Below are 11,932 nucleotides of genomic sequence, written 5' to 3' on the forward strand. Positions count from 1 at the left end.
TCTTTCCATGCGCGACGCAGAACCCCGGGCCCAGGCAGCCATCACCACCGCCGCGGCGGACTGGCCCGACGTCGAGCGTCTCTTTGGCGTCCGCGGCGAGCCCTCACGATGCTGGTGCCGGTTCTTTGCCTTGACCGGCCCGCAGTGGTCCGCGTCCACCCCGGAGGAGCGGAAGAACCAGTTGCGGGACAAGTTCGACGGCGGCCAGCCGGCGCCCGGGGTCCTGGCCTTCCGCGACGGGAATCCGGTGGGCTGGTGCGCCGTCGAGCCCCGCGGGTGCTACCCAAGGATCCTGCGCTCGAAGGTGCTGGCGTCGGCCCCTGACGCCGCCCGGGATCCCGGCGTGGACCATGTGTGGTCCGTCAGTTGCTTTGTCGTCTCCCCCGGCCACCGACGGAGCGGAGTGGCGGGGGCGTTGCTTGCCGCCGCCGTCGAACACGCCGCCGCGCACGGCGCCACGGTGGTGGAGGGTTATCCGGTCGACCCCGCGCAACGGCCCAAGGCCGGCCCGGCAGACCTCTACCACGGAACGCTGGGACTCTTTTTGGCGGCAGGCTTCACAGTAGTCAGCGGCGAAGTGGTCAGCGGCGCGGTGCCGGGACGCGCCGTCGTCCGCCTGACGGTGCCCCGGCCCGGCAGGGACCGCGGGCGCTAGGGCAGGGTCAGGATCACCGGCCCGTCGGCGGTGATGGCCACGGTGTGTTCGCTGTGCGCGGCGCGGCGGCCGTTCGCTGAGCGGAGGGTCCATTCGTCGTCGTCATGGTAGTAGTCGTCCTTGCGGCCGAGAATCAGCATTGGCTCGATGGCGATGACCAGGCCCTCGGTCAGTTTGATGCCGCGACCGGGACGTCCGTCGTTGGGCACGTGCGGCTCGGCGTGCATGGTCCGGCCGATCCCGTGGCCGCCGTGGTCGGCGAGCAGCCCGTAGCCTGCCCGGCGCGCTGCCCCGCCGATCGCGTAGGCGAGATCCCCCATCTTGTTCCCGATCCTTGCCGCTTCGATCCCCCTGGCCAGGGCGGCGTCCGTGGCGTCGATGAGGGCCTGGTCCACCGGGTCCACGGTCCCCACGATGAAGCTGACTGCCGCATCGCCGCACCACCCGGCCAGGAACGCGCCGCAATCCACGCTCAGGAGGTCCCCGTCCTGGAGCCGGTACTCATTGGGGATGCCGTGCACGACGGCGTCGTTGACGGACGTGCAGATGACCCCCGGGAACGGCACTGACGCCCACCGCGGCCGGTAGTTCAGGAACGCCGGAGTGGCTCCCGCGTCGGCGATTGACGCCGCGGCGACATCGTCCAGTTCCTTGAGCGAAACGCCGACGGCGGCCGCGTCGCGGACCCGGGCGAGGGTGGTGGCGACCACCCGGCCGGCCTCGCGCATCAGTGCGATCTCTTCGGGACTCTTGATCATGGACATGGCTTTCCCTTCCGACGCGGAGCCGCGGCTTGCTGGCTTCAACTCTAAAGCCCGGCGCGGCGTGTCTACAGTGGCCTCATGACCACCACGGAACTCATAGACGCGATCCGCGGCAGCCTCCAGGCTGCTGCCGATCCTGGCCGCGCCGCGGGGGCACAGGCCTACATGAAATCGCAGATGCCATCCCTGGGCGTGCGGGTTCCCGAGGTTCGCAGCATTGTCAGGGCCGCGGCCGCGGACCACCCGCCGGGCAGCCTGGCGGAACTGCAGTCCGCGGTGCTTGTGCTGTGGCGCAACGCCGGCCATCGTGAGGAACGCTACGCCGCGATCGAGCTCACGGGGCTCAAGCCCGCAGCCGGGGAACTGAGCATGCTGGCCCTCTATGAGGAAATCATCCGCACCGGAGCCTGGTGGGACCTGGTGGACGGGGTGGCCCACCGGCTGGGCGCCCTGTTGCAGGCCCACCGGGCAGAACTGACGCCGGTGCTCGAACGCTGGAGCCGGGACGAGGACTTCTGGGTCCGGCGGGCCGCGATCACCGCACAGCTGGGGGCGAAGGGCGCCACGGACACGGAGCTCCTGGCCGCTGTGATCGAGGCCAATCTCGAGGACCGGGAGTTCTTCATCCGCAAGGCGATCGGGTGGGCGCTGCGCCAGTACGCCAGGACGGATCCGGCCTGGGTGAAAGCGTTCGTGCGGCGGCATGCGGACCAGCTCAGTCCGCTCTCGCGCAAGGAAGCGCTCAGGAACTTGGCGGCCTAGCCAGAACCAGCCCTAGATGATCGGCCGCGTCGTGACCGGCTCGTCCGACTTGGTGAACAGCAGCTTGGTCTTCGGGTCAAGGAAGATCAGGTACAGCGCGAACAGCAACGCAATGATCGCCGCGGCGTTGCGGGCCAGCGCCAGGGCCAGGCCCAGATCCGCGGTCTGCAGGTAGGGGAAGACGTCGAGCTGGTCCGAGATCGCGTACACCATGAAGAAGGACACGATGAAGTAGAGCGCCTTGACCTGCCAGTCGTCGCGGATGCCCGTGACGGCGAAGAGCGGGATGAGCCAGACGATGTACCAGGACTGGATCATCGGGGACAGCAGTACGACGGCGGCGAAGGCCAGGGTGAGCCGGCGCATCAGGCGGTCGTAGTCGCCGCGGAAGATCTGCCAGGCGACGATGCCGACGGCGAGCAGCTTGCCGGCGTCGAACGCCCACTTGGCCAGTCCCCAACCGTCGAGCCCGAAGGCGTTGGAGATGGAGGCCACGATCAGGCCCACCAGGCCAACAGGCGCGTACCAGATCCAGATGCTGCCCGGGGCGGACAACCCGTTGATCCAGCCGAAGCCGAAGCCATTGACCCGGCTCATGAGATACAGCAAGGCCAGGCTGATGCCGGCCGTGAGGGCCCAGAAGACGAACTTGCGCGGCCAGCTGGCGCCCTTGCCCGCCCAGAGCAGGCCGATGAACGGCAGGAAAACCACCGTGATGGGCTTGACCGAGATGGAGAGCGTGACCAGCACGATTCCGAGGATGACCCGGCGCGTGGCGCAGTAATAAAGGCCGGCCAGGGCCAGGCCGATCATGAGGGCATCGTTGTGGACGCTGGCGATGAAGTTGGTGAGGAACAGCGGGTTGGCCGCCGTCAGCCACAGGGCCCGGTTCGGGTTCACTCCGTGCAGTTCGGCCAGTTTGGGCACGTAGATCACGCAGAGGACCACGCCCACCAGGGCCGCGATCCGGAACAGCATGATGCTGCCTTCAGGGTGCACGTTGGTGGCCCAGACCACGAACTGTTCGATCCACAGGAACAGTTGCCCGTAGGGGACGGGAGCTTCGGTCCACATTCTGTCGGCGCCCAGCTGGAAGTAGTTGGACAGCGCCGAAATGCCGTTTTCGTAGGGGTTGAAGCCCTCCACCATGAGCCGGCCCTGGCCGATATACGCGTAGACGTCGCGGCTGAACAGCGGCACAGAGAACATCAGCGGCAGCCCCCACGCCGCCGTCGCCTGGAGCGTGGCCTTGCGGGCGCCGGCCCCCCAGACCCGGACGCGCTGGCCGAGCCGCAGCCAGGCGCGGACCAGCAGCATGCCGCCGAAGGCCAGCAGGACAATGCAGAGGGCGACGCCCAGGGCCTCGGTGCGCATAAAGATGAACAGCGGGACGCGGCGGAGTTCGGACGCGGGGGCAAGCCAGCCGACGCCGATCGAACCGATCGTCATGAACAGCGAGCCCAGGAACCCGGCAAGGATCGGGGACCGCGGGTTGTCGACGTCGCCGACGGCCCCTTCCCCCTCAGTGGAGGACACAGCCGGGGTGAGCGCGGTCCGGCCGGACGCGGAGGGGCGGGACGTGGACGGGCGGGACGTACCGGCAGCCGTTTCCCCCGCCGCAGGCACAGGCGCCGTCATGTCAGGATCGTCCAATCTGTTGTGGGCCACAATTCCGCCCACAGCCGGCCGCAGTGTCCGGCCCGGGGCGCCGCGTCGAAGAAATCAGTGCCGAAATAATTCGGCGGCCGCGTATTCGAAATCCTAGCACCGGACGGCTCTGTGGCGTCGGAACGGTAGGCTGGGCGGGTGCCTATTACTAACGAACGCATCGTCTGGATCGACTGCGAAATGACCGGCCTGGACACCAAGAATGACGCCCTTATCGAGGTGGCCGCGCTGGTGACCGATTCGGAGCTCAACATCCTGGGGGACGGCGTCGACGTCGTGATCAAGCCCGACGACGCCGCGCTGGCCCAGATGAACGACTTTGTCCGCGACATGCACACACGCTCCGGCCTGCTGGCGGAGCTTCCGCACGGCAAGACGATGGCCGAAGCGCAGGCAGCGGTGCTCGCCTACATCAAGAAATGGGTGCCGGATCCCCGGAAGGCGCCGCTCGGCGGCAACTCGGTGGGCACCGACCGCGTGTTCCTTGTCCGCGATATGCCCGACGTGGTGGAGCACCTGCACTACCGGGTCATCGATGTGAGCACCATCAAGGAACTCTCCCGCCGCTGGTTTGCCCGGGCCTACTTCCAGTCCCCGGCCAAGCTGGGCGGCCACCGGGCGCTCGGCGACATCAAGGACTCCATCGACGAACTCCGGTATTACCGCGAGGCCGTGTTTGTCCCCGCGCCGGGCCCGGACAGTGCCACGGCGCAGCGGATCGCCAAACGCGTCATGGGCGGCGAACCAGCCGAGCCCACCCCGGCGGAGTAGCGGCCGCACACCTACCCTCCGCGCAGCGGGGCCGGTGAAACGTCGCCGGGGACGTGGCGCGGAAAAGTAATCTGCGCCACGTTTCGCGGAAATTTCGGCGAAAATCGCAAAAGTGGCAAAACCACCCCCAAACAGCAGGTAAGCTATTTGTCGTTGCCTTTCCAGCCAGCCGGTTCGCCGGAGGGCCTGATATGGCACATGGTGGGCGTAGCTCAGTTGGCAGAGCGCCTGGTTGTGGTCCAGGAGGTCGCGGGTTCAACCCCCGTCGCTCACCCTCATGAAGGACGGCAGTGATTGTCCGACCTTTTCCAAAGGCCGCACCGGTTATCCGGTGCGGCCTTTGTTGTCTGTATGGGAAGGAATCGCAGTGAAGCGCAAGCTGTTTGAAGAAGACCACGAGATGTTCCGTGAGATGGCCGCCGAGTTCAACGCGCGCGCGGTCGCTCCCCACTACACCCAGTGGGACGAGGACCACATGATGCCCCGGGAACTGTGGTCCGCTGCCGGCGAGCAGGGCCTGCTGGGCCTGGCCGTGCCGGAAGAGTTCGGCGGCATGGGGATGTCCGACTACCGCTTCCGGACAGTGCTCGATGAAGAATTCGCCAAGAGCAACCACCTCGCGGTCGGCCTGGCGTTCCACCTGCACGATGACATGGTCCTCCCCCACCTGCTGGCCTACGGCTCCGATGACCTCAAGGCCCGCTGGCTCCCGGGCATGGTCTCGGGCGAAAAGGTCACCTCGGTCGCCTGGACCGAACCGGGGGCCGGCTCCGACCTGCGCGGCATCCGCACCAAGGCGGTCCGCGACGGCGACGACTGGCTGATCACTGGCCAGAAAACGTTTATCGGCAACGGCATCTCCGGCGACGCCTCCCTGGTCCTTGCCCGCACCGACGGCGGCACCGGACGCGGAAACCGCGACTCGTTCTCGCTTTTCATGGTCCAGAAGGGCGAGGGCTACAACACCGGCAAGCAGCTGGACAAGATGGGCCTCAAGGCTTCCGACACGGCCGAACTGTTCTTCGACAACGTCCGCGTCCCGCACGCGGACCTCGTCGGCGAGGAAGGCAAGGGCCTGCAGTACGCGGCCGAACAGCTCCCCCAGGGCCGGCTGGCGATCGCCGTGGCCAGCTCCGCCGTCGTGCGCGCCACCTACGAGGCGACTGTCCGCTACACGAAGGACCGCAACGCGTTCGGCGAGCGGATCATCGATTTCCAGAACAGCCGCTTCGAACTCGCCGACATCCTCACGGAGGTCGAGGTCACCGAAGCGTATGTGGACCAGGCCATCCTGGCGTTCAACGCCGGAGAGCTCGACGCCGCAGGCGCCGCCCGTGCCAAACTGTGGGCGTCCGAGCGCGCCAAGTCCGTCACGGACCGCTGCCTGCAGCTGCACGGCGGGTACGGCTACATCATGGAATACCCGGTGGCCCAGGCCTACCTCGCCGCCCGGCTGCTGACGATCTTCGGCGGCACCAACGAAATCATGCGCGACGTCGTCGGCCGCACCATCGCCGGCTGAGACGCCGCGACTCCACCTGCACCCGAGGAATATTCCTGATATGACCGTCCTGCCCATCACGATCTGGGGCGAGCCCGTGCTGCACCGCCGGGCCGCGGAAGTCGAAGTCTTCGACGACGAGCTCCGCAGCCTGATCGCCGACATGTTCGAGACCAACGACGCCGCGAACGGCGTCGGGCTGGCGGCCCCCCAGGTGGGGGTCGGCAAGCGGCTCTTCGTGTACAAGTACGACAACGACGACGGCGCCGCGCCCACCGGCGTCGTGGTCAACCCTGTCCTGACACTTTCCAAGATCTCCGGCGCCCTGCCGGACCCCGACGAGGAAGAGGAAGGCTGCCTGTCCTTCCCGGGCGGCCAGTATCCGCTCAAGCGGGCCGAATGGGCGAGGGTCCAGGGCTTCGACGGTGACGGGAAGCCGGTGGAATTCGAGGCGACCGGCTGGTTCGCCCGGGTCATCCAGCACGAGTACGACCACCTCGACGGCAAGCTCTACGTCAACCGGCTCATTGACCGCTATGCCCGCCGGGCCATGAAGCAGGCCAAGCGCAGCGGCTGGGGCGTTCCCGGCCTGACCTGGATGCCGGGAGTGGACCCGGACCCGTTCGGCCACTGACGGCCGCGGCTGGGCGCTGCTGCACGCGGATTTCCCCACGTTTGACGCCGATGCGCAGGAAATCGCCGGCGGTTTGGGGGGACGCGCCGGCGGCGGGTCCCAAAGGTGGGGAATTTCGGCGGGATTTCCCCAGTTCAGCAGTGACCCGGCCAGCCGGTTCCTTTAGGTGCGGTCGACGGCGGCCAGAATGGCGGCGCCGAGCTCGGCCGGCCTGGTGAACTGCGGCCAGTGTCCGGTAGGCAGGTCCACATAGTCGACCTGGCGGATCCGTCCGAGCTCCGCCACGAACGGGTGGCCGCCGGCAACCATTTCCGTCAGCATCGAGGACGGGAATTCGCAGGCGATGATGGTGACCGGAACCTCGAAGCGGCGTTCATCCGAGAGCTGCTGCCGGTCCTGGGCCACGCCGCGGGGCTGCGGGATGGCACGGGCACGGAACATGGCGCGCAGCTCGTCGGTCAGGTCGGTGAGGTCCTGGTCCTCGAAGAGCTCCCACGGCGGCAGCGGCACCTCGTCGCCGTCGGCCGGGAGTTCGTCATTGATGACCCCACCCTCCCCCAGCGGTCCGCTGTCCACGTAGACAGCCCGGGCCACCCGGTCCGGGCGGGCGTCGACGGCGCCGTGGATGATGGCCCCGCCGCCGGAGTGGCCCACCAGGACCACCGGCGCGTCGAAGGAATCGATCTTCGCCCCGACGGCGTCGATGTGGGTGCGCAGGCCGATCCCGGCGCGCGGCGCATCCGCCGACTCCAGGCCCGGCAGGGTCAACGGATGGACCTTGTGCCCGGCCGCGGTCAGCGGCGGGGTGACGTCCGCCCACGACGAGGCGTCCAACCAGAATCCGGGTACGAGGATGATGTCCATGCCGGTACCCTACCGGTCGAGTACCAGCTCCACCACCTGATAGGGGTCCTCGCCCGGGACCAGGTTGTGCATGGTGATGCGTCCGCCCGAGCCGTCCGCCGGGTGCAGGTGGATCTGCCAGCCCCAGTCCGGGCCGGTCGGCGCCGCATAGGAGCCGTTGAGCCGGAGGACACCGTCGCCGCCCACAGTGCCGGAGAACTGCATCAGCGCCTTGCCCGTGTGCCAGGAGTCCAGCCACACAGCGGTGGCGGGATCCGCGCCGGACGCGCCGCCGGCCAGGATCAGGAGGCCTTCCTGCGGGCTCTCACCGTCTGACCAGGTGTAGGCGACACTCGCGAAGTGTGCGGCGGTCACCGTCACCGTGGCGGTGGCCGCCGAAGCCTTGTAGTCGTCCGTGGGCATGAGCCGCAAGCGGTTTTGTCCCTGCCAGGCGCCAAGGAACGGTGTCACGTATTTCACAATGTCCATGCTGCAGTCTACTGAGCCAATCGATCCTGCTCAGTCCTTGGCCGGCCTTTCGAGGCTCGCCGCGAAGTCCGGGACGTAGCGGAACAGTTCCCGCGGCGGGCGCGTGTAGTTGACGGCCTTCGGCCGCTCCGGCAAGGTCACCTGTTCTGTCCGTACGTCGGTGTAGTCGATGCTGGAGAGCAGGTGGGCGATGAGGTTGATCCTTGCCCGGCGTTTGTCTTCGGCTTCCACCACGTACCAGGGAGATTCCGCGGTGTCTGTCTGTACGAACATGTCGTCTTTGGCCCTTGAGTAGTCTTCCCAGCGCAGGATTGCCTCCCGGTCCATCGGCGAGAGCTTCCATTGCCGCATGGGATCATCCATCCGGGATTTGAACCGCCGCTCCTGTTCCCCATGGCTGATCGAGAACCAGTACTTGAAGAAGAGGATGCCGTCCTGGATGAGGAGCCGTTCAAAAACCGGGCACTGGGCCATGAAGCGTTTGTGCTCCGCCGGGGTGCAAAAGCCCATCACGTGTTCGACGCCGGCGCGGTTGTACCAGGAGCGGTCCATCAGGACGATTTCCCCGGCGGCCGGCAGATGCGCCACATAGCGCTGGAAGTACCATTCACCGCGTTCGCGCTCAGTCGGCGCCGGCAATGCGACTATCCGGGCAAACCGCGGATTCAGGTACTCGGTGACCCGCTTGATCGCACTCCCCTTGCCGGCTGCATCCCGCCCCTCGAAGATAATGAGGACCCGCGCCCCGGTGCTCCGGACCCACTCCTGGAGGGCAACCAGTTCCGCCTGGAGCCGCAGAAGTTCGGCCTCGTAGATTCCGGCATCGAGCCGGGCCGGCCGCCGTGCGGAGCCCTTCTTGTGGCCGGCGTGCCCCTTGCCTGATTTGTCCGTGCGATGTGCCATGGTTTCCGTTCCAGCATTTGGGGCGCGCGGTTTGTCCCGCCGCGCCCATTCTCGCCGTGCATCAGAACGGCTGCAAGGGTCCTCCAGCCCGGAAGCCGGGACGGGCGCGTCAGCGCGGCACGATCGTCTGTTGCCCTGGGCAAGAGGCCAGGATCCGTTTCATCGCCTCCTTCTCTGCCGCAGTAACCCACAGCCGGTAGGCCGCCTTAACCGAAATTTGGCGGGCGACGTAGTGGCAGCGGAAAGCCTTGTTTGGCGGCAGCCAGGTGGCGGCGTCGGAGGCACTCTTGTCCTGGTTGGCGGGACCGTCGACGGCGATCAGGTTGAGCGGATCGTTGGCCAGGTGTTCACGCTGCTGCGAGGTGAGCTGCTGGGCGCCCTTTTGCCACGCGTCCCCCAGCGCCACGACGTGGTCGATCTGCACCGCAGCACTGGTTTCGGCGCCGCGCCGGAACGCGATCATGCGGCCGGTGTACGGTTCCTGGAACGTGCCGCCGGCCACCTGGCAGCGGGAGCCACTGACGAATTCGGCGGCCGCCAGGTCGCGGCGGAGGATGTCGTTGCGCGTATCGCAGCCGTTGCGGTCGACGTCGAGCCACGCCTGGCCGAAGGCGCCCCGGTCATAGTTGTTCTTCGCCGACCGTCCCTTGACCGCGAGGGTGTCGAGCACGCCGGCAGCGCTTCCCTGCGGCACGGCCCGGACGGCGTCCACCGCGTTCATCCACCCTCGGGCAATGACGGGGGCCTCGCGGGGGCCGGCGATTTGCGGCTCCGCGGCGGCAAACTGGCCAGCCGTGAAGAACCAGACCAGACCGCCCAGGACGGCCAGGCCGGCCGCGGCCAGGAGAATCCAGGCCTGGCGGGAGTGGCGGCGGGCGCGGCGGAAATCCATCCAGGTGACGGTCATGTGGGCGGCCGCTCGCGGCGTTCTGGCTGCACGCCCTGAGCCTATGCGGACGCCATGCCACTCGGGCGGTTGTCCACAGTGTTGGGGACCGGTGGCGGAACGCGGGGGCCTATTGCTCCCGTGTGACCCGTTTCAGGTCTTCGTTGGCCAGATCCAGCAGGCCCTGGAGCTGGGTCACCCGGTCGTCGTTGACTTCACCGGACTGGCGTTTGACGAGGGCGTCGTCCAGCAGCCGCTTCGCTTCTTTCGCGTTGCTCCGCGCGACGTCCAGCGCGTGTTCCAGGGTGGTCTCGTGTTCAACAGCCGGGTTCGGTTCCATGGCTCCATTGTGGTTCCCTTTCCCGGCCGATTCCAGTGCATCGGCCGGGAAAGGAGGAACATGTCCCGGTCAGGGACATTCGCCCTGACTAGACCTCGACGGGCAGCCCTGCGGCCTCGAGGATGGACGCAGCGTCCTTGGCGGGGAAGGACGGCGGGTTGACCCCGGCCATTTCCTCCATGACGCGGACCACCTGGCAGCTGTAGCCGAACTCGTTGTCGTACCAGACGTACAGGACGAGGTTCTTCTCGTTGGAGATGGTGGCCAGGCCGTCGACGATGCCTGCCCGGCGTGAGCCGACGAAGTCCGTGGAGACAACCTCGGGCGAATCGATGTAATCGATCTGCTTGCGCAGCTCGGAGTGCAGCGACATTTCCCGCAGGTAGTCGTTGACCTCGTCCTTGGTGGTGCCGTTCTCCAGGTTCAGGTTCAGGATGGCCAGCGAGACGTCCGGGGTGGGGACGCGGATGGAGCTGCCCGTGAGCTTGCCGAGCAGTTCCGGCAGGGCCTTGGCCACGGCCTTGGCGGCACCGGTCTCGGTGATCACCATGTTCAGCGCGGCAGAGCGTCCACGGCGGTCGCCCTTGTGGAAGTTGTCGATCAGGTTCTGGTCGTTCGTGAAGGAGTGGACCGTCTCCACGTGGCCGTGCACCACGCCGTAGCGGTCGTTGATCGCCTTGAGCACAGGGGTGATGGCGTTCGTGGTGCAGGACGCCGCCGAGACGATCGTGTCCGAGTCGTCGATGGTGCCGTGGTTGATGCCGTGCACGATGTTCTTCAACTCGCCCTTGCCCGGTGCGGTGAGGAGAACGCGGGCAACACCCTTGCTCAACAGGTGCTGGGACAGGCCCTCGGCGTCGCGCCAGCGGCCCGTGTTGTCCACGACGAGCGCGTCCTGGATGCCGTAGGCGGTGTAGTCCACCGTGGAGGGGTTGTCCGAGTAGATGACCTGGATCTGGACGCCGTTGGCCGTGATGGTGTCGTTTTCGAGGTCGACCTTGATGGTGCCTTCGAAGGAGCCGTGGACGGAGTCGCGGCGCAGCAGGCTCGCGCGCTTGCTGAGGTCGTTGTCTGAACCGCGGCGGACCACGATGGCACGCAGGCGCAGGCCGTGGCCGCCGCCTGCCTTTTCGATCAGGAGCCGGGCCAGGAGCCGGCCGATGCGGCCGAAGCCGTAGAGGACGACGTCGGTGCTGGTGCGGTCGTCGCCGCCGCGCTTGCCGACAACCTCGGCGAGTTCGGCGCGGAGGAACTCATCCAGGCTGGCGCCGTCGCCCTCGGCGCGGTATTTCTCGGTGAGGCGGGCAATGTCGATCGCCGCGGCGCCGAGGTCCAGCTTGGTCAGGGCCTCCAGCAGCGGGGCGGTCTCCTCGAGGCGCAGTTCTTCCTTGCTCATCCGGCGGGCGAAGCGATGGGCCTTGAGGATATTCATGGTGGACTTGTTGATCAGGCTGCGTCCGTGGATGGAGGTCACCACGTTGTTCTCGCGGTACAGCCGGCCGATCACGGGGATCATCGCCTCGGCGAGTGCCTCACGGCCCATCCACGTATCAAGACAAGAATCTGACGTCTGGCTCACAGAACTACCTTCCTAGAATCCACCCCCTACGTCCTCGTAGGGGGAAGTCGGCCGCCGGAGGGTGTCCGGTACCGGGCACCGGCGGGGATTCGGTCCACCCCGGGCGCCTCATCGAGCGCAAAGAAAAACCGCCGGCT

13 protein-coding genes and 1 tRNA gene are annotated in these 11,932 nt (G+C 67.3%); 6 read left to right on the plus strand and 8 right to left on the minus strand.

The window, feature by feature from the left end:
• The first annotated feature begins 7 nt into the window (after positions 1-7).
• A complete protein-coding gene (locus AC1DGD_RS12010) occupies positions 8-655 on the plus strand; it encodes a GNAT family N-acetyltransferase (protein ID WP_476856926.1) in 648 nt (215 codons plus the stop codon).
• Here AC1DGD_RS12010 and map read toward each other — a convergent pair.
• Entirely contained in the window at positions 652-1,419 is a 768-nt protein-coding gene (gene map, locus AC1DGD_RS12015; RefSeq protein WP_476856927.1) for a type I methionyl aminopeptidase, read from the minus strand. The genes AC1DGD_RS12010 and map overlap by 4 nt on opposite strands.
• A 78-nt stretch (positions 1,420-1,497) precedes the next feature.
• Here map and AC1DGD_RS12020 point away from each other — a divergent pair, with 78 nt between their 5' ends.
• The gene (locus AC1DGD_RS12020; RefSeq protein WP_476856928.1) at positions 1,498-2,181 is read left to right on the plus strand and encodes a DNA alkylation repair protein; all 684 of its coding nucleotides are present in this window, start codon (positions 1,498-1,500) and stop codon (positions 2,179-2,181) included.
• Positions 2,182-2,193: 12 nt separating this feature from the next.
• On the opposite strand, the gene mptB is transcribed toward AC1DGD_RS12020, so the two are convergent.
• On the minus strand, positions 2,194-3,819 hold the full coding sequence (gene mptB, locus AC1DGD_RS12025) for a polyprenol phosphomannose-dependent alpha 1,6 mannosyltransferase MptB (RefSeq protein ID WP_476856929.1): 1,626 nt from the start codon (positions 3,817-3,819) through the stop codon (positions 2,194-2,196).
• A 168-nt stretch (positions 3,820-3,987) separates the two neighbouring features.
• Here mptB and orn point away from each other — a divergent pair, with 168 nt between their 5' ends.
• From orn to def, 4 genes are all read left to right on the plus strand, one after another.
• The gene (orn, locus tag AC1DGD_RS12030) at positions 3,988-4,620 is read left to right on the plus strand and encodes an oligoribonuclease (RefSeq protein WP_476848997.1); all 633 of its coding nucleotides are present in this window, start codon (positions 3,988-3,990) and stop codon (positions 4,618-4,620) included.
• 201 nt (positions 4,621-4,821) lie between these two features.
• Positions 4,822-4,894, plus strand: a tRNA-His gene (locus AC1DGD_RS12035).
• A 93-nt stretch (positions 4,895-4,987) separates the two neighbouring features.
• Complete coding sequence (locus AC1DGD_RS12040; protein WP_476848996.1) at positions 4,988-6,142, plus strand: acyl-CoA dehydrogenase family protein; 1,155 nt, start codon at positions 4,988-4,990, stop codon at positions 6,140-6,142.
• A gap of 40 nt (positions 6,143-6,182) precedes the next feature.
• Positions 6,183-6,755, plus strand: coding sequence for a peptide deformylase (gene def, locus AC1DGD_RS12045; protein WP_476848995.1), 573 nt, complete (start codon positions 6,183-6,185; stop codon positions 6,753-6,755).
• 162 nt (positions 6,756-6,917) lie between these two features.
• Here the strand turns inward: def and AC1DGD_RS12050 are convergent, their stop codons facing one another.
• From AC1DGD_RS12050 to AC1DGD_RS12075, 6 genes are all read right to left on the minus strand, one after another.
• Entirely contained in the window at positions 6,918-7,619 is a 702-nt protein-coding gene (locus AC1DGD_RS12050; protein WP_476856930.1) for an alpha/beta fold hydrolase, read from the minus strand.
• 9 nt (positions 7,620-7,628) lie between these two features.
• Positions 7,629-8,087 (minus strand): DUF1579 family protein, encoded by a 459-nt coding sequence (locus AC1DGD_RS12055; RefSeq protein ID WP_230011585.1) that lies wholly within the window; start codon positions 8,085-8,087, stop codon positions 7,629-7,631.
• A 30-nt stretch (positions 8,088-8,117) separates the two neighbouring features.
• Entirely contained in the window at positions 8,118-8,990 is an 873-nt protein-coding gene (gene ppk2 / locus AC1DGD_RS12060) for a polyphosphate kinase 2 (protein ID WP_476856931.1), read from the minus strand.
• Between the two features lie 109 nt (positions 8,991-9,099).
• Positions 9,100-9,897, minus strand: a complete 798-nt coding sequence (locus AC1DGD_RS12065) for an HNH endonuclease family protein (RefSeq protein WP_476856932.1) — start codon at positions 9,895-9,897, stop codon at positions 9,100-9,102.
• A gap of 109 nt (positions 9,898-10,006) precedes the next feature.
• On the minus strand, positions 10,007-10,216 hold the full coding sequence (locus AC1DGD_RS12070; protein WP_018773403.1) for a hypothetical protein: 210 nt from the start codon (positions 10,214-10,216) through the stop codon (positions 10,007-10,009).
• Between the two features lie 88 nt (positions 10,217-10,304).
• Complete coding sequence (locus AC1DGD_RS12075; protein ID WP_476856933.1) at positions 10,305-11,795, minus strand: glyceraldehyde-3-phosphate dehydrogenase; 1,491 nt, start codon at positions 11,793-11,795, stop codon at positions 10,305-10,307.
• Positions 11,796-11,932: the final 137 nt, after the last annotated feature.

The sequence above is a fragment of the Arthrobacter sp. 05T45 genome, assembly GCF_056395875.1.

Coding starts and splice junctions, on each gene's coding strand:
- AC1DGD_RS12010 (WP_476856926.1), top strand. CDS start 8: ATGCGCGACGCAGAACCCCGGGCCCAGGCAGCCATCACCACCGCCGCG.
- map (WP_476856927.1), bottom strand. CDS start 1,419: ATGTCCATGATCAAGAGTCCCGAAGAGATCGCACTGATGCGCGAGGCC.
- AC1DGD_RS12020 (WP_476856928.1), top strand. CDS start 1,498: ATGACCACCACGGAACTCATAGACGCGATCCGCGGCAGCCTCCAGGCT.
- mptB (WP_476856929.1), bottom strand. CDS start 3,819: ATGACGGCGCCTGTGCCTGCGGCGGGGGAAACGGCTGCCGGTACGTCC.
- def (WP_476848995.1), top strand. CDS start 6,183: ATGACCGTCCTGCCCATCACGATCTGGGGCGAGCCCGTGCTGCACCGC.
- AC1DGD_RS12050 (WP_476856930.1), bottom strand. CDS start 7,619: ATGGACATCATCCTCGTACCCGGATTCTGGTTGGACGCCTCGTCGTGG.
- AC1DGD_RS12055 (WP_230011585.1), bottom strand. CDS start 8,087: ATGGACATTGTGAAATACGTGACACCGTTCCTTGGCGCCTGGCAGGGA.
- ppk2 (WP_476856931.1), bottom strand. CDS start 8,990: ATGGCACATCGCACGGACAAATCAGGCAAGGGGCACGCCGGCCACAAG.
- AC1DGD_RS12065 (WP_476856932.1), bottom strand. CDS start 9,897: ATGACCGTCACCTGGATGGATTTCCGCCGCGCCCGCCGCCACTCCCGC.
- AC1DGD_RS12070 (WP_018773403.1), bottom strand. CDS start 10,216: ATGGAACCGAACCCGGCTGTTGAACACGAGACCACCCTGGAACACGCG.